Annotated in this window: 27 protein-coding genes; 7 read left to right on the forward strand and 20 right to left on the reverse strand. The window is 66.4% G+C overall.

All coding sequences use genetic code 11. The annotated features are described in order from the left end of the window. Positions 1–34 precede the first annotated feature (34 nt). Entirely contained in the window at positions 35–580 is a 546-nt protein-coding gene (locus ACT4MF_RS08470) for a hypothetical protein (protein WP_099256536.1), read from the forward strand. Between the two features lie 8 nt (positions 581–588). Here ACT4MF_RS08470 and ACT4MF_RS08475 read toward each other — a convergent pair whose 3' ends face one another. Both ACT4MF_RS08475 and ACT4MF_RS08480 read right to left on the reverse strand, forming a co-directional pair. Continuing rightward, the gene (locus tag ACT4MF_RS08475; RefSeq protein WP_444682245.1) at positions 589–3,066 is read right to left on the reverse strand and encodes a heavy metal translocating P-type ATPase; all 2,478 of its coding nucleotides are present in this window, start codon (positions 3,064–3,066) and stop codon (positions 589–591) included. Between the two features lie 97 nt (positions 3,067–3,163). After that, positions 3,164–3,364 (reverse strand): DUF8131 family protein, encoded by a 201-nt coding sequence (locus tag ACT4MF_RS08480; RefSeq protein ID WP_099253964.1) that lies wholly within the window; start codon positions 3,362–3,364, stop codon positions 3,164–3,166. A 97-nt stretch (positions 3,365–3,461) separates the two neighbouring features. Between ACT4MF_RS08480 and ACT4MF_RS08485 the strand changes: the two genes are divergently transcribed. The 6 genes from ACT4MF_RS08485 to ACT4MF_RS08510 all read left to right on the forward strand — a co-directional run bounded on the left by ACT4MF_RS08485 (position 3,462) and on the right by ACT4MF_RS08510 (position 7,629). Further along, positions 3,462–3,638 (forward strand): hypothetical protein, encoded by a 177-nt coding sequence (locus ACT4MF_RS08485; RefSeq protein ID WP_180271690.1) that lies wholly within the window; start codon positions 3,462–3,464, stop codon positions 3,636–3,638. Between the two features lie 7 nt (positions 3,639–3,645). Further along, positions 3,646–4,161, forward strand: coding sequence for a cytochrome c oxidase subunit II (locus ACT4MF_RS08490; RefSeq protein WP_099253963.1), 516 nt, complete (start codon positions 3,646–3,648; stop codon positions 4,159–4,161). Continuing rightward, positions 4,158–5,951, forward strand: coding sequence for a b(o/a)3-type cytochrome-c oxidase subunit 1 (locus ACT4MF_RS08495; RefSeq protein ID WP_444682244.1), 1,794 nt, complete (start codon positions 4,158–4,160; stop codon positions 5,949–5,951). Before ACT4MF_RS08490 ends, ACT4MF_RS08495 begins: the two co-directional genes overlap by 4 nt. Further along, on the forward strand, positions 5,948–6,163 hold the full coding sequence (locus ACT4MF_RS08500) for a CbaC protein (RefSeq protein ID WP_444682243.1): 216 nt from the start codon (positions 5,948–5,950) through the stop codon (positions 6,161–6,163). Before ACT4MF_RS08495 ends, ACT4MF_RS08500 begins: the two co-directional genes overlap by 4 nt. A gap of 92 nt (positions 6,164–6,255) precedes the next feature. Continuing rightward, entirely contained in the window at positions 6,256–6,507 is a 252-nt protein-coding gene (locus ACT4MF_RS08505) for a DUF7542 family protein (protein WP_099253960.1), read from the forward strand. A gap of 123 nt (positions 6,508–6,630) precedes the next feature. Next, complete coding sequence (locus ACT4MF_RS08510; RefSeq protein ID WP_444682242.1) at positions 6,631–7,629, forward strand: Gfo/Idh/MocA family protein; 999 nt, start codon at positions 6,631–6,633, stop codon at positions 7,627–7,629. A 424-nt stretch (positions 7,630–8,053) separates the two neighbouring features. On the opposite strand, the gene ACT4MF_RS08515 is transcribed toward ACT4MF_RS08510, so the two are convergent. The 18 genes from ACT4MF_RS08515 to ACT4MF_RS08600 form a co-directional block, all read right to left on the reverse strand. Then, the gene (locus ACT4MF_RS08515) at positions 8,054–8,455 is read right to left on the reverse strand and encodes a type II toxin-antitoxin system VapC family toxin (RefSeq protein WP_444682241.1); all 402 of its coding nucleotides are present in this window, start codon (positions 8,453–8,455) and stop codon (positions 8,054–8,056) included. Further along, positions 8,452–8,604: a hypothetical protein gene (locus ACT4MF_RS08520; RefSeq protein ID WP_006114452.1), complete on the reverse strand. Its 153-nt coding sequence runs from the start codon at positions 8,602–8,604 to the stop codon at positions 8,452–8,454. Before ACT4MF_RS08520 ends, ACT4MF_RS08515 begins: the two co-directional genes overlap by 4 nt. A gap of 251 nt (positions 8,605–8,855) precedes the next feature. After that, positions 8,856–10,334: a preprotein translocase subunit SecY gene (secY, locus tag ACT4MF_RS08525; RefSeq protein WP_444682240.1), complete on the reverse strand. Its 1,479-nt coding sequence runs from the start codon at positions 10,332–10,334 to the stop codon at positions 8,856–8,858. A 3-nt stretch (positions 10,335–10,337) separates the two neighbouring features. Continuing rightward, the gene (locus ACT4MF_RS08530; protein ID WP_099253921.1) at positions 10,338–10,835 is read right to left on the reverse strand and encodes an uL15m family ribosomal protein; all 498 of its coding nucleotides are present in this window, start codon (positions 10,833–10,835) and stop codon (positions 10,338–10,340) included. Next, the gene (locus ACT4MF_RS08535) at positions 10,832–11,296 is read right to left on the reverse strand and encodes a 50S ribosomal protein L30 (RefSeq protein WP_444682239.1); all 465 of its coding nucleotides are present in this window, start codon (positions 11,294–11,296) and stop codon (positions 10,832–10,834) included. Before ACT4MF_RS08535 ends, ACT4MF_RS08530 begins: the two co-directional genes overlap by 4 nt. Then, a complete protein-coding gene (locus tag ACT4MF_RS08540) occupies positions 11,296–11,943 on the reverse strand; it encodes a 30S ribosomal protein S5 (RefSeq protein ID WP_099253919.1) in 648 nt (215 codons plus the stop codon). The genes ACT4MF_RS08535 and ACT4MF_RS08540 overlap by 1 nt, the downstream gene beginning before the upstream one ends. Next, a complete protein-coding gene (locus tag ACT4MF_RS08545; protein WP_004047211.1) occupies positions 11,936–12,493 on the reverse strand; it encodes a 50S ribosomal protein L18 in 558 nt (185 codons plus the stop codon). Before ACT4MF_RS08545 ends, ACT4MF_RS08540 begins: the two co-directional genes overlap by 8 nt. Further along, the gene (locus ACT4MF_RS08550; RefSeq protein ID WP_444682238.1) at positions 12,493–12,954 is read right to left on the reverse strand and encodes a 50S ribosomal protein L19e; all 462 of its coding nucleotides are present in this window, start codon (positions 12,952–12,954) and stop codon (positions 12,493–12,495) included. The genes ACT4MF_RS08545 and ACT4MF_RS08550 overlap by 1 nt, the downstream gene beginning before the upstream one ends. After that, a complete protein-coding gene (locus ACT4MF_RS08555) occupies positions 12,947–13,657 on the reverse strand; it encodes a 50S ribosomal protein L32e (protein WP_444682237.1) in 711 nt (236 codons plus the stop codon). Before ACT4MF_RS08555 ends, ACT4MF_RS08550 begins: the two co-directional genes overlap by 8 nt. A 3-nt stretch (positions 13,658–13,660) precedes the next feature. Beyond that, complete coding sequence (locus ACT4MF_RS08560; RefSeq protein WP_099253916.1) at positions 13,661–14,194, reverse strand: 50S ribosomal protein L6; 534 nt, start codon at positions 14,192–14,194, stop codon at positions 13,661–13,663. A 2-nt stretch (positions 14,195–14,196) separates the two neighbouring features. Next, positions 14,197–14,589, reverse strand: coding sequence for a 30S ribosomal protein S8 (locus ACT4MF_RS08565; protein ID WP_004597419.1), 393 nt, complete (start codon positions 14,587–14,589; stop codon positions 14,197–14,199). A gap of 2 nt (positions 14,590–14,591) precedes the next feature. Then, positions 14,592–14,765: a 30S ribosomal protein S14 gene (locus ACT4MF_RS08570; RefSeq protein ID WP_004047216.1), complete on the reverse strand. Its 174-nt coding sequence runs from the start codon at positions 14,763–14,765 to the stop codon at positions 14,592–14,594. Continuing rightward, positions 14,762–15,286 (reverse strand): 50S ribosomal protein L5, encoded by a 525-nt coding sequence (locus ACT4MF_RS08575; protein WP_099253915.1) that lies wholly within the window; start codon positions 15,284–15,286, stop codon positions 14,762–14,764. Before ACT4MF_RS08575 ends, ACT4MF_RS08570 begins: the two co-directional genes overlap by 4 nt. Continuing rightward, positions 15,279–16,004: a 30S ribosomal protein S4e gene (locus tag ACT4MF_RS08580; protein WP_099253914.1), complete on the reverse strand. Its 726-nt coding sequence runs from the start codon at positions 16,002–16,004 to the stop codon at positions 15,279–15,281. The genes ACT4MF_RS08575 and ACT4MF_RS08580 overlap by 8 nt, the downstream gene beginning before the upstream one ends. Then, entirely contained in the window at positions 16,001–16,357 is a 357-nt protein-coding gene (rplX, locus tag ACT4MF_RS08585) for a 50S ribosomal protein L24 (protein ID WP_099253913.1), read from the reverse strand. The genes ACT4MF_RS08580 and rplX overlap by 4 nt, the downstream gene beginning before the upstream one ends. Positions 16,358–16,359: 2 nt before the next feature. Then, a complete protein-coding gene (locus ACT4MF_RS08590) occupies positions 16,360–16,758 on the reverse strand; it encodes a 50S ribosomal protein L14 (protein WP_004047220.1) in 399 nt (132 codons plus the stop codon). Then, a complete protein-coding gene (locus ACT4MF_RS08595) occupies positions 16,758–17,102 on the reverse strand; it encodes a 30S ribosomal protein S17 (protein ID WP_099253912.1) in 345 nt (114 codons plus the stop codon). Before ACT4MF_RS08595 ends, ACT4MF_RS08590 begins: the two co-directional genes overlap by 1 nt. After that, positions 17,093–17,551 carry a ribonuclease P protein component 1 gene (locus tag ACT4MF_RS08600; protein ID WP_099253911.1) on the reverse strand — a complete coding sequence of 153 codons (459 nt, stop codon included), beginning with the start codon at positions 17,549–17,551 and terminating at the stop codon, positions 17,093–17,095. Before ACT4MF_RS08600 ends, ACT4MF_RS08595 begins: the two co-directional genes overlap by 10 nt. Between the last annotated feature and the right edge of the window lie 2 nt (positions 17,552–17,553).

The raw sequence follows: 17,553 nt of genomic DNA on the forward strand, positions 1-17,553 counted from the left end.
CACGTTTATTATTTCACGTTAACAACTCCCACAGATGACCGATCAATCGGTCGACATTCAGGACGGCGGCGAGGGGGGTGGCCATCGATCGACGAGAGGCGAGTCCGCGGATCGGTCGGTCGCCGAGCGCGAGTGGGTCCGTCGCGTGTGGTACCGCTCCCGTATCGGCCTCGTCGTGATCGGGGTAGACCTGCTCTTGATGGTCCTCCTCATGGGCGGCACGGTCGTCGCGTACGAGGTGCCCTTCTCGGAGCTGGACCGAATCGCCGAGGGGATCGTCCCGCCGTACGTGTACGCGTTCAGCCTGTTCGGTGCGCTGGGGTTCGTCTTCACGGCGCTGATCGAGGAGTTCGACAGTTCGACCGGCGACCTGCTCCGGTACAACTTCCGGCTGCCCGCCGCCCTGCCGCTCGGCGTCGGGATCTATCTGCTGTCGGGCGTCATCCTCGGGAACAGCGCGTCGGAGTTCCCGCTCGTCGCGGGGACGGTCTTCCTCGCCGGGTTGTACGTCAATCTCGCGTACAAGCGCCTCGGCGCGCTGGCGCGGCGGCTCCTGCCGGGCCGGCGGAAGAACGGCTGACGATCGGATCACTCACGCGTGTCAGCCTTGTACACGGCGCGCGCGGAGTTCGACACCACGAGGAGGCTGCTCGTCCCCATCGCGACCGCGGCGAACAGTGGATTGAGGACGCCCGAGACGGCCATCGGAATCGCGACCGCGTTGTAGACGAGCGCCCACCCGAGATTCTGCTTGAGCCGGCGGTTCGTCCCGCGAGTGATCGCGAACAGCTCCGGGATCGCCGCGAGGCGGTCCTCCAGCAGGACGGCGTCGGCGGCGTCGGCGGCCAGATCGGTCCCGCTGGCCACGGAGATACCGATGTCGGCGGCGGCGAGCGCGGGCGCGTCGTTGCTCCCGTCGCCGACCATCGCGACGCGCTCGGTCGCGGTCAGGCGCCGGACCGTCTCCGCTTTCCCCTCCGGCGGGACCGCCGCGAACACCTCGTCGACGGCGGGATGGTCCGCGAACCGTCGGGCCGCGGCCGGAGCGTCACCCGTGAGCACGACGATCCGGCGCCCGTCCGCCGCGAGGTCGCCGACGACCTCCTCCCAGCCGTCACGCACCTCGTCGCCGACGACGAGCACCCCCCTGACGGTCCCGTTCCAGCCGACATACACGGGAACGCGGCCGGCCTCGTGGGCCTCTTCGCCCGCCGTGTCGAGCTGATCGGGCACACTCCACCCGTCTCCCTCGAACAGCGAGCGGTGGCCGACAACGACCTCGTCGCCGTCGATCCGGCCGGAGACCCCCCTGTCGGTGACCGTGGCGTCTGCGGCGGCGGACGGCGGCTCGGTTCCGGTCGGCGTGTCGGCGTCGGTCGGTGATTTGCCGTCGATCGCGGTGCCGTCGTCGGTCTGTGTGCCGCCGTCGGTGGCTGTGGTCGAGCGGGCAGGGGACTCGCCGCGTTCCGCCTCGCCCCCCTCCGTCCCCGCGACGATCGCCTCCGCGATCGGGTGGACCGAGGCGCGCTCCAGCGCCGCGGCACGCCTCCGAACGGTTTCCGGGTCCGACCCGTCCGTCTGGGTCTCGATCAGCCGCATCTCCCCGTCGGTGAGCGTGCCGGTCTTGTCGAGGACGACGGTGTCGACGTCGGCGGCCTCCTCGAAGACGGCGTCGGAGACGATCACGATCCCCCGCCGGGCCGCGTCGCGGATCCCGGCCGCGACCGCGAGCGGGGACGCGAGCCCGAGCGCGCACGGACACGAGACGATGAGCACCGTGAGGCCGATCAGCGCCGCCTCGGTCGGCGCGGCGCCGAGCGCGAGGGTCGCGCCGGTCGCGAGGACCGCGACGGTGACGACGAGGGGGACGAACACCGTCGCGAGCCTGTCGACGAGTCGCTGGATCCCCGACCGGGAGCTCTGGATCTCCCAGAGCATCCGCACGAGCGTGTCGAGCGTGCTCTCGGCGTCTTCGCCCACCTCGACGACCAGCGGAGCGTCGGTGACAACGGTGCCGCCCCGGACCGCGTCGCCCTCGCGCTTCGTCGCCGGGAGCGACTCGCCGGTGACCAGCGCCTCATCGACCGCGGCGCGTCCCTCGGCGACGGTCCCGTCGAACGGGACGCGCTCGCCGGGGCGCACGAGCAGGCGATCGCCGGGATCCACCGCGTCGGCGGCGACCGTCTCACCCTCCTCGGTCCGGATCTCCCGATCCATCGCGGTCGTCAGCCCCGAGAGGGCGCCGGTCGCGCGCCGCTTGATCAACGACTCGTAGTGGTTGCCGGCGGTGACCACCAGGATGACGGCGATCGTCACGTCGAAGTAGAGGTCGGTCCGGCCGAGAAACATCGCGAGCGTGCTGTACGCGTACGAGCTCACCGCCGCGAGCGACACCAGCAGATCCATGTTCGGCTGTCGCGCGCGAAGGCTCACGTAGGCGCCCCGCAGTATCGGGTAGCCCGTGTAAAAGAGGACGATGGAGGCGAACACCCACACCTGCGTGAACAGGTAGAGCCCGGTGACGCCGCCCAGATCGAGGAAGGGATCGTGGCCGAAGTAGGTGGGATAGAGGAAGACGACGTACCACAGCATCGCCATCATTCCGAAGAAGCCGCCGCCGATCAGGAACCGGACGACCGCGTCGTCGTCTTTGGCGTCGGGGTCGGCGCGGTGGCTCGCGGAGTACCCGGCGACCGAGAGGCGCTCGGGGAGCTCGTCGGCGTCGACGGCATCGGGATCGTAATCGACTCGGATCGTGTCGGTCGCGTAGCTCGCCTCCGCGGCGGCGATGCCGGACTGTTCGCCGGCCGTCATCTCCAGGAAGGATTCGCAGGTCGCGCAGTGCATGCCGTCGACGTGGAGGAACGTCGTCTCGCCGTCGAAGTCGTCAGCGGGTTCGGCGTCGGGCCGCCGCTCCTCGACGTCGGAGAGCCCGTCGACCCCCTCGGCGTCCCCGAGCGACCGGGCGACGGCGAGGCACCCCTGACAACAGAACTCACCGTCGACATCGGGGTCGGTGTGGGGGTCGTCCCCAGTCGGCAGGTCACAGAGTGTGCAGGGTGGCATGTGTGTTCGCTTCCGGGGGCCGCAAGCGCGGTCCGCGGCTCAAACCGTCAGATTCCGACCGAGGTCGTTCCGCCGCCGCGGCGTCCGTTTCCGTCGACTACGCGTGTTCGGCGTCGGCCGTGTCGCCGCTGATCCCCGGCACGCTTCCACCAGTCGCGATCCGGAGGCTCGTCCAGATGAGGAGCACGTTCACCAGCGTGATCGCGACGTAGAGCTCCGATCGGTCCGCGATGAACACTGCCGCGGGGACGAGTCCGCCGAGCACGAGGAGTACGGCCTGTTGGAGCGAGAATCTCATAGGTCACCTATGGACCGCCAGAGCATATATAACACTCGTATTTTCAGGGTCCGAGAACGGGTAGACGTTATATAGTTGCCTGCAAACAATAGCGTCTATGGGCCGAAACGAGACCGCACACACGTCAGCGGGTGACGTGAGCGGAGACACAGAAGAGTTCGATCCGATCGGAACTCTCACGCTCATTGGGATTTACTTCGCAATCCTGGTGCTGGCGTGGGTGTACATCTACTACATCGAGTTCCTTGGCCGCGATCTGGTCGTCGTGGGGTGATTACAAGATGCACATACATGCCTACGAGAAGCTCTGGCTCGCGGCGTCGGTACTGCTGATACTGTTGCTCATCGGCTCGGTCACGTACGGCGCCGTCGGGCCCGGCGTCGCGATGGTGAGCGACAGCCAGCCGACGATCGACGCCGGCGGGCTCGACGAGGACGAGCGGTTCTCAGAACCGCGTGTCGAACAGGTCGGCGAGAACGAGTACGCGGCGTACGTCGTCGCTCGCCAGTTCGTCTTCCAGCCCGACCCCATCGTCGTGCCGGCGAACAGCACCGTGACGTTCTACGTCACCTCCGCGGACGTGATCCACGGGTTCGAGGTCGCCGGAACAAACGCGAACACGATGGTCGTTCCCGGCGAGGTCTCCGAGATAACCGTCGAAACCGACGGTCCGGCCGAGTACGGGCTCATCTGTAACGAGTACTGCGGGGCCGGGCACCACGCGATGGAGGGGAAAGTAAACGTCGTCAGTCAGGCGGAGTACGACGAGCGAACCAGCGGGGGTGATGAGGAATGAGCGAAGCTATCGAGGGGGACCGAACGTTCGCCGATAAGTACCCCGAGGAGGCGCGTATCGTTCGCGCCGCGCTGCTCGGATCGTTCCTCGCGCTCACGCTCGGAGCGATATTCGGGATCATCCAGACGCTCCACAGAACCGGCGTCTTCCGAGGGCTCATCGACTCCACCGACTACTACACCTCCCTCACCGCACACGGGGTGTTCCTCGCGCTCAGCTTCACGACGTTCTTCCTCGTCGGACTGTTCACGTGGGCGGTCGTGCGAAGTCTCGACCGACCGCTGATCGACATCAGGATCACGTGGACGTGGTACGGACTCATGGCCGCCGGGATGACGATGACGGGGATTTCGATCCTCGCCGGCTTCACCGACGCGATCGACATGAGCGCAGACGTGCTGTTCACCTTCTACGCGCCGCTGCAGGCGCACCCCATGTTCTACGCGGGGCTCGCCGTGTTCATCGTCGGATCGTGGATCGCCGGCGCCGACTACTTCCGGACGTGGCTCGCGTGGAAGCGCGAGCACCCCGACGAGCGGATCCCGCTCCAGACGTTCATGGTGTTGACGACGATGGCGATGTGGTACATCGCGTCCTCCGCCGTCGCGGCGTCGGTGCTCATCTTCCTGCTCCCGTGGTCGCTCGGGCTGATCGATCAGGTGAACCCGACGCTGACCCGGACCCTCTTCTGGTTCTTCGGCCACCCCGTCGTGTACTTCTGGCTGATGCCGGCGTACCTGCTGTGGTACACCGTCCTCCCGAAGATCGCCGGTGGCCGGCTGTTCAGCGACCCGCTCGCGCGCGTCGTGTTCGTGCTGTTCCTCCTGCTTTCGACCCCGGTGGGGATCCACCACCAGTACCTCGATCCGGGGATCGCGGAAGGATTCAAGTTCATTTCGATGACGAACACGATGTTCCTGCTGTTGCCGAGCCTGCTCACCGCGTTCACCGTGGTCGCGAGCGTCGAGTACGGCGCCCGGCAGCGCGGCGGGAGCGGTCTCCTCGGGTGGCTCACCGACCTCCCGTGGCGAAAGCCCGAGTTCACCGGCATGATGCTCGCAGGGTTGATGTTCGCCGCCGGCGGCTTCTCCGGGATGGTGAACGCCGGGATGAACATCAACTACATGATCCACAACACGATCTGGGTCCCGGGTCACTTCCACCTCACCGTGGGGACCGCGGTGGCGCTCACGTTCATGGCCGCCACCTACTGGCTCTGGCCGCAGATCACTAACAAGCCGATCTACAGCCGGACTATCGGTCTGGTCCAAGTCGTCGTCTGGTTCATCGGGATGGCGCTGATGTCGAACGCGATGCACGCGCAGGGGATCATGGGCGTCCCGCGCCGGACCGCAGAGCCGGAGTACTCCGGCTTCGACTATCCGACGATGTTCGGCGGGTTCGAGGAGCTCAACATCCAGATCGCGATCGGCGGGACGCTGCTGTTCGTCTCGACGGTCCTGTTCATCGGGAACCTCGTGCTGACGATGGGGAACCCGAAGGTCTCCGGACTCGCGGAGGAGCTTCCGCCGGCGCTGTCCGGTCCCGACGACTCGCCGCGCGTGATCGATAACCTTCGCCTGTGGGTGGGCATCGCGCTCACGCTCGTCGTGCTCGCGTACGCGCTCCCGCTGGCGGCGATCATCAACCGCGGGGGGGCACTCGGACCGGGCGTCGGCACGTACCCGGTGTGGCTTCTGCCGCTGCTCGACACGCTCGCGAACAGGGCAGCGATGCTTCTCGGAGCGGTCGGCGATGCAGCGACCTCGCTCGTCGGGGTGGTCAGATGAGCGTCGACGTGACCCGCGGCGGACTCCTCGTGACGCTCGCGATCTTCGGCGTGATCATCTACGAGCTCCGGACGGTGCTCGACTTCATCGGGATCGAGCTCCCGCTGATTCCGTACATGGCCGCCGTCTTCGCCCTCGCCGGCGCCACCGTCTGGTTCATCACGCTGAAAGGCGGATGGCGGACCGAGCCCGACGGAGACGAAGCGGCGTAGCGGCGGCAAAGCGCTTCGACCGAGCGGCCTTCCGTTTCTGCCGAGTCGCCCGCGACCACGGTGGTTATAGCGGCGTGGCACAAGGGACGAGTATGGACGAGACGCGCGTTGCGGTCCGGTGTGATGACTGTCCGTTCGCGGCGACGTACGACCGGCTTCGCGACGCTCGAACCGCCGTAGACGACCACGAGTCGTCGACTGGCCACAGCGTCGACTGGGAGATCGAGTCGCTCGACGCCGGCGTGTCGCGGGCCGGTGCTGACGCCGGCGTCTGCGGCCGCCCCGAGTGCGCGAACGAGGACTCCCCGCTCGTCGATCCGGAGCCGCCGGACCAGGAGTCGTAGTCGGAGGCCGACTCACCGTCGTGTCAGAGCCGATCTCGACCCCGAGTCGTCGGAACGCGAAGCGGAGAGACGCCCGCGACCGAACCACCTGACTTTTTGATCGCCCGATGTGTCGTCGGGAGCATGGCGACAGCTACCGATCGGCTCACCTTCGGCGTGCTGGGAACGGCGGGAATCGCGCGAAAAGCCGTCATCCCGGCGATCGCGGCGAGCGACCATGCGCTCGGCGCGGTCGCGTCCCGGGACGGCGAGCGCGCGAAGCGGTTCGCCGAGGAGCACGCGATCCCGCGGAGCTACGGCGCCTACGAGGCCCTCCTCGAAGATGACGGGATCGACGCGGTGTACATTCCGCTTCCGAACGGACTCCACGCCGAGTGGACGACGCGGGCGGCCGACGCCGGACTCCACGTGCTCTGTGAGAAACCGCTCGCGGAAGACGCGGCGGAGGCGCAGGCGGTGACCGATCGCTGCGAGGATCGGGGCGTCACCCTGATGGAGGGGTTCATGTACCGGTACCACCCGCGCACCGAGCGCGTCCTCGAACTGGTAGCACGGGAGTTATCCGACGTACGCACCGTGACCGCGACGTTCCGCTTCCCGCTGTACGACCGCCCGGACGACGTGCGGTTGGATCCCGACCTCGCCGGCGGGTCGCTGATGGATGTCGGGTGTTACCCCGTTTCGCTCGTCAGGACCGTCCTCGGCGAGCCGGAGCGAGCGTACGCGCACACACACGATACCCGCGACGCCGGTGTCGACACGGAGCTCGCGGGCGTGCTGGAGTACGCGGACGGCCGATCGGCGCGTATCGCCTCCGGATTCGACACGCAGCTGGTCCAGCGCTACCGGATCGACGCGGCCAACGGCTGGATCGCGGTCGAGCGGGCGTTCGACGCGCCCACCGACGAGTCGGTGGATCTGACCTACGAGATCGACGGCCGCCACGGAGTCGAGACGTTCGACCCCGTCGACCAGTACCGGCTGCAGGTCGAGCACTTTGCCGACTGTGTCGCCGACGACGCCCGACCGCTGACCGACGGGGCAGAGGCGATCAGGAACATGCGAGTCATCGACGCGCTGTCCGAGAGCGCGGACGGAACCGGATCGGTGGCGATCGAGTAGCACTGCCAGGCCGGCAGTCAGAACGGCGGAGAGACGGCATCGGCGCCGATCCGTGTCTGGAACGCGAAGGTGCACCGACGCCGGTTTACTGACCGATCGGAGATAAGCAGGAACTCGTCGCTGACGGTGAATTGATAAAAAATATCGCCGAGTCAGTTCGAAACGGAGCAGAGAGCGAACGTCGTCCCTACTCGTTGCCGAACATCTGGCGCACGAGTAGTCGGCTGTGTTTAATTCATGAACACAATACAAAAGAGGCCGCGAAGATCGTACTCGTGAGGTGCTAAATCTTCGCGGAGGGGTCTATTGGCAGTATCGTCCGTCATTAATGTGGAACGCCTCGGTCCGGCAGCGTTCGACACGGTCGTCGAGACCGGTGACCTCCATTCCGGTCGGTCCTTCAGCGCGCCGGTGGCGTCCCAGTTCACTCGTCCCCGTCGAGTAATCGTTGCGGGAGTTCCGCACCGTGCTCGGCCAGTTCGGCGTCGAACGACACGAGGGTCGCGTCGGCAGCGTCGGCCGCCGAGAGGATCATCGCGTCCATCGGGTACAACAGCGTTTCCGATTGGAGGCGGTTCGCTGCCATCATGTCAGAGGCGTCGGGGAACGTCACCGTCATCCGAGAGGTAATTCGAGTCTCGATATCGTCGATTCGGTCCCGTTCGAACCGTTTCTTTTTGCTCAAAACGCTCCGCGGTTCCATGAGGCTGAGAACCGAGACGAGCGGGTCGTCGACCTGATCGAGCAGTTCGATCGCTTCCGCAGACCGATCGGTATCCCGAGTGACTGCTGCGACGAGAACGTTCGTGTCGAGGAGTACCCTCATAACCGTTCGCGGACGTCACGAACGGCCTCCACGGAGTCGACCTCAACGTCGAGTCCCAACTCTGACAGAGCCTGTCCGAGCGGGACCGTCTCGTCATCGTCGGGGTCCGAGGAAACGAACTCCTCGAAGTCGTCAGAAGTGAGGCTCATACCTAACCTTGTCTACCAATTCGCAAAAGGCTACTGGTGGTCCCGGTGTCCGTGACGTGAGTTCGTCCGCTTCTGTTTGCCTGACTGACGACCGGATCGAGTCGGCGCGGTCACCGGTGACTCGCTGACCTCATGGAGTTGCTCGAAGAAGTCGTCCGAGTCGGTCACTGCGACTCCCTCGGATGGGGGACGGTCAAGTACGACGCAGTCGCTCAGGGTCGAAAAATAACGGAAAGAGAGGTAGATGTCCGTTACTCGTTGCCGAACATCTGGCGCATCATCGGGTGCATCTCCATCAGCTGCTCCTCGGCGATCTCCTCGTACAGCTTGTACGTGATGGAGACCGCGAGCAGCAGCCCGGTTCCGGAGACCTGACCGATGGTGCCGAGCAGGTTCGCCATGACGGCGAGCAGCCCGACGAGGGCGCCGCCGATGACGGTCACCTGCGGGATGTACCGTTCCATGACCTTCTCGACGACCTGCGGGTTCCGGCGGAATCCGGGGATCTGCATCCCGGAGTTCTGGATCTGCTTCGCCGTCGCCTCCGGACCCATTCCGGTGGTTTCGACCCAGAAGATGGCGAATATCGCTCCGCCGACGACCATGAAGGTGAGGTCGATGAGCAGTCGAACCGCGATCATCCACGGCTCGACCGACGCCGGAATCTCACCGAGGAACCACATCCAGTCCGTGCGAGCCTGGATCGGGTTCAGGTAGTAGAACAGCCCGGAGATGGGCTGGCCCTGATCGCTGTACACGCCGAGCCACCCCGGCATCCCCGCCCACTGCGAGGAGAGGAGCTGGCCGACGAACTGGATGTTCGCCTGCAGCGCGCGAACGAGGATCATCGGCAGGACGGACGCGTAGATGAGCTTCACCGGGAAGCGTCCGCGAGCGCCCTTCACCCGCGCGTGTGACAGCGGAATCTCGACGCGGACCGACTCCGCGTACACGACGATCCCGAAGATGAACAGCGTGGTGAAAAGCGCCAAGATGTTCCCGGGATCGAACAGCAGGTTCTGGAGCCCCTCCGCCGTGAACGGCGAGAGCGACACCGGCACGTCACCGACGATGATGCCGTACCAGCTCGCGAAGAACCCGGACGCGCCGAGCGCCGAGAAGCTGAAGAACCCGCCGACGATCTGCTGGCTCACGGCCGCGATGATGAACAGCCCGACACCGGAGCCGACGCCCCACTTGCTCACGATCTCGTCCATGAACAGAAGGAGGACGCCGCCGATGAAGATCTGCACGAAGATCAGCGCTTCGACGCCGAACGCCCCGATGCCGAGCGCCTGTGCGACGGCCGGATCCTCGGGGAGGAACTCACCGGTGAACACCATCGGCGCTGCCGTCAGCGCCGTGACGATGACCACCAGCAGCTTCTGGAGGCCCTGGTAGAGGACCTGGTCGCGCGGGTCGTCGGTGTCGAGTCCGAGCAGGTTCGCACCGCCCAACAGTTGGAGGACGATGGACGCCGTGACGATTGGCCCGATACCGACCTGCAACAACGAACCGGACGACCCGGCGAGCACCGATCGGAACTGCCCGAAGAAGTCAGACCCCTGGCCCACTGCCAACCCGTACGGGTTGATGTTGGTCAGGAAGAAGTAGACGACCAGGATGCCGGCCGTCCACATGAGCTTCCGTTTGAACGGAACGTGACCTGTGGGTCGCTCCACGACGGGCATCCGCGTGAGCAGCGGTTCAGCGACCTCCTTCCAACTCATTGGTTACGCCTCGTCGTCCTCGTCGTCGGAAGTGTTTTCCGGTTCGTCAGCGGCCTCCTCTGCGCGCTCGGAGAGCGTCGCCTCGCCGCCGGCCTCCTCGATGAGTTCGACCGCGCCGGCGGTGAACGCATCGGCTGTGACGCGGAGCTCACTCCGAACCTGACCGCCACCGAGCACCTTCACGACGTCTGCCTCGTGACCGTCCTCGACGACGTCGCGCGCGTCGATGACGTACGCGTCGCCGTCTTCCTCGGCGAGGTCGTCCGCGGCGTACAGCGCCGCGTCCTCGTCGAGCTTCTGGACCTTCACTTCGAGGACCTCGGTCTGCGTCCCCTCGGGTCGCTTGAAGCCGTACTTCCCGAGCGGCGGGTAGTTGTGGTACTCGTGTTTCGCGCGGCCGGCCGCACCGCGACCGCCGCGGTGACCGGCGCCGCGCCGGTTCTTGTGCGTTCCGCCGCCGTGCGTTCGGGAGCCGCGCTGTCGACGTTTCTTGCTCGTCATCGCATCGCCTCCAGGAGACCGTCGATCTCCTCAGTGCTGTGTTTCCCGAGTTCGCCGCCCTCGATCACGGGGTGCTTGATTCCCTCGTGACCGCCGCGGGGGGCGTGGAGCCGGAGCGTCGGCGAGAGGCCCTGATCGCGCAGGGTCGTCTCCTCGTCGACGAGCGCCTCGGCCAGCGCCTCGAGATTGGCGTAGTCGGTGTTGTCGTCGATCCACTCGTCGTCGATGTCGGCCGAGCCCTCCAAGGGCTCGCCGCGTCGCGCGATAGTGGACGCGACCGCCTCGGCGCTCGGCTCGCCGAACGCCACGACGTCGTTCACCTTGGTGATCATGCCGCGGTACGACTCCGTCTCGGGGACGAACGTCGCGTGGTTGACGCGCCCGATGTTCAGCATGTCGAGGGTGTCCTCAACGCCGTACTCGAGATTCACGTCGCCGCGGAGCTGCACGATCGCTTGCATCACTCGCTCACCTCGTCGTAGTGGACTTCACGCGCGTGCTGCGGAGTGCGGGACTGCGCCGCGTTCTCCAGCGCGTTGAACGTCGCCTTCGCGAGGTTCACGGTCGTGCGGGTGTTGCCGTCAGAGTTCGTCCAGGCGTCCTCGACGCCGGCGAGCTCCAGGATGTTCCGGACCGTCTCCGCCGCGGCCAGCCCGAGCCCCTGCGGGGCGGGCTGGATCTCGACGGTGACGGAGCCGGCCTTCCCCTCGGCCTTGCGGGTGAGGGAGTTCGTGCCGCCGGGCTGGTCCTCCCAGGACCCGGAGCCACGGTCGACCTTGATGATGTTCAGCTTCGCCACGTCGATCGCCTTCTGGATGGCGCCACCGACCTGGTCGTCCCGGGCCTGCGCGTAGCCGAGGTAGCCGTCGCGGTTGCCCACGGCGACCACGCAGCGGAACTTCACGCGGCGGCCGGAGTCGGTCATGCGCTGGACCATGTTGATGTCCAGCACCTCGTCTTCCAGCCCCGGGAGGAGCTGGTCGACGATCTCGGCCTCCTTCATGGGGAGACCGGAGTCGAGCGCCTGTTCCATCGACGAGATGTCGCCGTCCTGTACCTTGCGGCCGAGTCGCGTCCGCGGTTCCCAGCCGTCGTTGTGTCTACTCATGGTCCTCCTGGATTGTAGCGAGCACGTCGTCGAAGTGCTCGGGTAAGTCGGCGGCGTCGAAATCGCCGCTGTACAGCGGCTCGTCGAGCTGCTCGGCGTACGCGGCGATGTGCTCGCCGCGCGTGCGCGACCAGTCGGCCAGCACGTCGTCGTTGTGCGGGATCTCGAGGCCGGCGTCGATCGCTCCTTCCTGTACTGCGAACGTCTTGTTGCCGGGCGTCGCCGTGTTGAGCCCGATGTCGAGGACGGCCTCGTCGAGGCCGGCGTCGACGGCGCGGGCGCCCGCGAGGTAGCCGGTGAGGTACGCGCTGGGGAGGTTGCCCGTGGGGGCGTCCCAGCCGTACTCGCCGAGCTCCTCGCTGGAGGCGGCCGCGTGGGTCTCATCGCCGTCGGATCCGGGAGTGACCAGCTGCGCCCTGACGTGAGCGTTGCTCACCCGAGCGACCAGGCGAGGCTTGCCCGATTTCAGCAGGCGCAACCTCTGGTGGTAGTCCGTCCGGACCTCGCGGCGGCGCCGCATCGGCACCTTGTATCGTGGTCCTGTCGCCATTAGTCCGTCACCTCGTAACCGTACTGCGTCTGGATGTACGCCTCCAGCCGCGCGACGTCCTCGAAGTCGCCACCGCTCGCCTTGTTGTAGAGCGTGCGGTACTCGCTGGCGTCGAGCACGTCCTCGTCGTCGCGGAGTTCCTTCAGGCGGGCGCGCTGCGCGCGGATCCGGGCCTTCCAGTCGTCCTTCGTGTTCTGTCGTGCGCCGGCCTTCCCCTTCCGGGTACCGGCGCCGGATTTGTGACCGTACGAGCGCTTCTCGGCGCGCTCGCGGGCCTGACCGCGGGAGTTCGTCTTCGCGTCCTTCGCGCGGATGGTGCCCTGGTCGATGAGCTCGCGGACGTCCTCTCGCGTGATGGCGTCCTCGATCTCCTCCTGTGCCTCGGGGTCGAGCCAGACGCGGCCCTTGCCGACGTCGAGCTCGTCCGCTGCGAGCCGTTTCTGCGCCTTCAGATCACTCATCGTTGACCTCCACTTCGACGTAGGTCGGGTTCAGCACGCGGATGCCGCGCTCCTCCGCCTCGTCTTCGATCAGTTCGCGCTTGCGACCGCCGACCTTCGAGGCGATCCGCACCGCCTGCGTGTCGCCGTCGACGCCCTCGAGGTCGTCCGTGTTGTGCACGCGGACTTCCTCGAAGCCGCTCGGGTGCAGGTCGCGCGACGCCTTCGGCGAGCGGAACCCTGCCTCGACGACAGGACCCTTCGCCTTCATGCGGCGACGCTGCTTGGAGAGCCCGCCGCGCGGCTTGCGCCACGACGTCGGGATGCGCTTCTTCTTGTGGTAATCCTGCCGGTTGAACTGCGGTTTCCCCTCGCGGTGCTTCTGTGCGAGCGCGCGAGCGGTCTCGTCGTCCAGTTCCGGCGTCTTGTCGGCGTGACCGCGGGGGCGAAGCTCCGTCTCGACGTCCTCGTCGTCGGCGGCCTCCTCGGCCTCCTCCTCCTCGTCCGTCTCGTCTTCGATCTCCGCGTCCGCCTCCTCGTCGACCTCCAGCCCGCCGACGTCGGCCTTGATACGCGCTGCGAGCGCGTTGCCAACGCCGTCGACCTCGGAGAGCTCCGACTGGGAGGCGGCCTTCACGTCCTCGACCGTCTCGTAGCCGGCCGCGCGAAGGGCGTCCGCCTTCGAGGGACCGACACCGCTGATGTCTTCCAGTTCTTCGGCCATTGGTTAGGCACCTCCGGTGGGTTTCTCGACGATGTACACGCCGTCCTGGAAGACGCGCGTGTCCTTGTCGGTCACCTTCGTCAGCTGTTCGATGTCGGCGGCGGTCTGCCCGACGGCCTCCTTGTCGGAGCCCGAAAGCGTGACCGTCTCGCCGTCGATCTGTACGTCCGTGTCCCCGCGGATCGGGGTGCGTCGCTGTGCTCGCTCGCCGAGGAAGTTCTCGATGACGACCTCGTCACCCTCCACGGTCACCTGCATCGGGAAGTGGGCGTAGTACACTTCCATCGTGTACTCCCAGCCGTCGGTGACGCCGTGGATCATGTTGGCGACGTGGCTCTCGAAGGTGCCAACCGTGGCGTTCGTCTTCGCGTCATCGTTCTCGGAGGCGATCGCGACGACACCGTCTTCGACCGTGACCTCGACGTCGGGGTACCAGAGGCGTCGCGTAACGCTCCCGTTGGGACCCTCGACGGTGAGTTCGAGGTGGTCGGTCTCGGCGGAGACGTCGTCCGGAATGTCAATTTCGACTCTGTTCATTGTTAGTAGACGTATGCGATCACTTGGCCGCCGATACCCGCTTCGCGGGCCTCGTAGTGGCTCATGACGCCGTGGCTCGTCGTGACGATGAGCGTCCCGTAGTCACGGGCGGGGAGGTATCGCTTCTCCCACTTCTCGAACTCGTCGGCACCCGCGGAGTAGCGGGGCTTGACGGCGCCACACTCGTTGATCGCTCCTTTCAGTTCGACCTCGAACTTCCCGGCTTTCCCGTCGTCGACGTACTCGAAGCCGTCGACGTACCCGCGGTCGTAGAGGACCTCGAGGACGGAGCCGATGATGTTGGAGGCGGGCTCAACCGTGTACGACAGGTGGCCAACGCTCTCGGCGTTGTCCATGCCGGCCAGTGCGTTGGTGAATGGATCGTTTCCCGTCATGATCAGCTGTACTTCTCGAATCCCATATCTCGGGCGACCTCGCGGAAACACTGCCGGCAGAGGTTAATGTCGTACTTGCCGACGAGCCCCTGCTCGCGGTCGCACCGCCGGCAGGTGTGCCGGGAGTCGGTGCGTTTCGACGCGTGCTCGCCCGTGTCGTTGTTCGCTTCGCTCATTCCGTTACCTCAACGTCGAAGTTCGTTTCGAGGAACGCGGCCGCGTCCTCGGCGGTCATCCGGTGTTTCGCGGGGATCGACGCCGTCGCCTTGTCCCGCTTCGACACGCGGTAGCCGGGACGGACGATCGTCGTCGTCACGTCGAGGCCGTAGATGCCGATGCTCGGGTCGTACTCCTGACTCGGGAAGTCAGTGTGGTCTTCGACCCCGAAGCTCAGGTTGCCGGTGTCGTCGAACTGTCTCTGCGAGACGTCGACGATGTCGAGTGCGGTCGCGAGGAACTCGTGTGCGTCCTCGTCCCGCAGCGTCACCTTGACGCCGATCGGGTCGCCCTTGCGGATCCCGAACTCGGCGATGGTGCGCTTCGAAGTGGTCCGGACCGACTGCTGGCCCGTGATCGCTTCGATGATCTCCTCGGCGTCCGCGAGCGGCTCACCGCCCTGACCGACGCCCATGTGGACGACGACCTTCTCCAGGTACGGCTCGCGCATCTCGTGGGGGGCGCTCTCGGATTCACTCATCCGAATCACCCGCCTCGTCGGCGTCGTCGCCGGTGAAGTTCTCGTCGATGACGACGAGGTACTCCTCGACCGTCTCGTAGCCGTCCTCGTCGTCGCCGACGAAGACCGTGTTCGAGCCGGAGCCGAGCGTCACGTCGATGTCGGCCACTTCGCCGATACGGCCGGCGTGCTGACCGGCGACGGCGGTGACCAGGGCGCCCTCTTCGTACTCGAAGTGGGCGACGATCTCCTTCGACTCGTTGTCGACGACGATCGAGTCCTTCGTGTCGTACTCGGTGTCGGCGTCCACGAGGACGTTCGTCCCGTCGTGGAGCGTCAGCTGCGCGTCGCCACCGGGGACGACGGACTTGTTCGTGATCTTTCCGAGTCGGCTGCCGGCGGCCTCCTCGTCGACGGGAGTCAGCGCGAGCCGACCGCCCTCGTCGGGGAAGACGCGGAAGAACTCCCCGCGCTCGGGGAACGCCAGGATGTCGAACATCCCGATCGGACGCTGCTCGTCCGAGACGGCGTCCCCGTTGACGAGGACCGAGTCGTTGTTCAGCGCGTAGCGCGCCTCCTTCGTCGAGTCGACGTAGCCGAGCACGTCCCGCAGCAGGACGACGAGCGGAACGCCCGCCTCACCGTGCGGGCCGGCGCCGGCCTTGACGGTGAACGTGTTCGTCTTCCGCTCGACCGGCCAGGAGTTCGGTACTGCCAGTCGCTTCTGATGTCGCGTCATTCGTTATCCTCCTGGAGCCGCGCCTCCCGGCGCTCGTCTTCCAGGTCCAGCTCGGTCACCCGAACGTTGCTCGCCGGGATGGGGCGGGGAGCCTCTTCCCCGTCCGCCTTCGCGACGGTGACGTCCTCGACGGTGATCCGTTCTGCGGACAGGTCGACCGAGATGACCTCGGCCTCCGTGCCGGCCGCGTCGCCGCGAAGCACCTCGACGGTGTCGCCGGCGTTGACGCGGACGTTCCGCTGGCCGTACTCCTCGCGGAGGTCGTCCGTGAGGGTGGCCCGGACCTGGTTCTGCCGCTCGTGGAGCGGCGCGGTCTCCGACCGTTTTCGCTGTTTGCGTGGCTGTTTCGTCATGATTAGACGATCATCGTCGCGGTCGAGGCGATGCTCCCGAAGCGTTCGGCGACCTCGCGGGCGACGGGGCCTTTGATCTCCGTGCCCCGCGGCTCCTCGAGGTCGTCGATGATGACGGCCGCGTTGTCCTCGAACTTCACGCGCGTGCCGTTCGGACGGCGGATCGGCTTGCGCTGGCGGACGACGACCGCCTCCAGCACCTGCCGCCGCATCTCCGGGGTCCCTTTAGTGACCGAGACGGTCACCTTGTCGCCGATACCTGCCTTCGGGTGGCGGTTCTTCGTGCCGGAGTAGCCCGACACGGAGATCACCTTCAGCTCACGGGCGCCGGTGTTGTCGGCGCACGTGATGAGCGAGCCCTTCGAGAGCCCCTGCGTGACGTCGGCCTTGAGCGCCTCCATCACAGATCACCCGACAGGTTCTCGACGACGACGTGGGACTTCGTCTTCGAGAGCGGTCGCGTCTCCGCGATTTTCACTTCGTCACCGACTTCGAGCGAGTCGAGCACGCCCGGCACGTGGGCCGGAATGCGCGACCGACGCTTCATGTACCGATCGTATTTCGGTACGAACACGTCGTACTCTCGCTCGACGATGACGGTCTTTTCCATATCCGTCGACACGACCGTTCCCTCACGGGTCTGGCCGCGGACGGAGAGCTGCCCGTGGAACGGGCACTTCTCGTAGTCGTAATCCTCCGGGTTGTCTGGCTCCGGAGGCGTGGGTACGTCGATTCCTATCGCCATTGTGTGACACCTTGTTCGGTGCGTTCGGCGGGCCGATGCCGTAATCGCTCGCCATCCACCGTCGCGTAGACCGCGTCTTTGCACTCGCCGCGGTGGCTCGCCGGACCCGCGTCGTCACCGGTGACGACGCTTGTGGATCCGGACGGGCCAGACTGACGGGGGCGGACCCCCGTAGTATCCGACCCGAGTTGGGACGCGGACCCCGACGACTGACCGTCGTCGGCGGCTTCATCTGTGCGGGCGGTCGGTCGATCGACGACCGCGAACTCGAACGTCGTGCCCGACTTGGGCACGCGTTTGTCCCCCGACCCCGTTCGCACCACGAGGGTGCCGAACGTCTCGGACAGCACGCGACCGGCGATACCCACGTGGGCGTCGCTGTCGGCGTCGGCCACCCGAACCGGGAGGCCGACGAGTTCGTGCCGTACGAGTGTGTCGGGGGAGATCATCG

The sequence above is a fragment of the Halorubrum sp. FL23 genome (assembly GCF_052439115.2).
Taxonomy (GTDB): domain Archaea; phylum Halobacteriota; class Halobacteria; order Halobacteriales; family Haloferacaceae; genus Halorubrum; species Halorubrum persicum.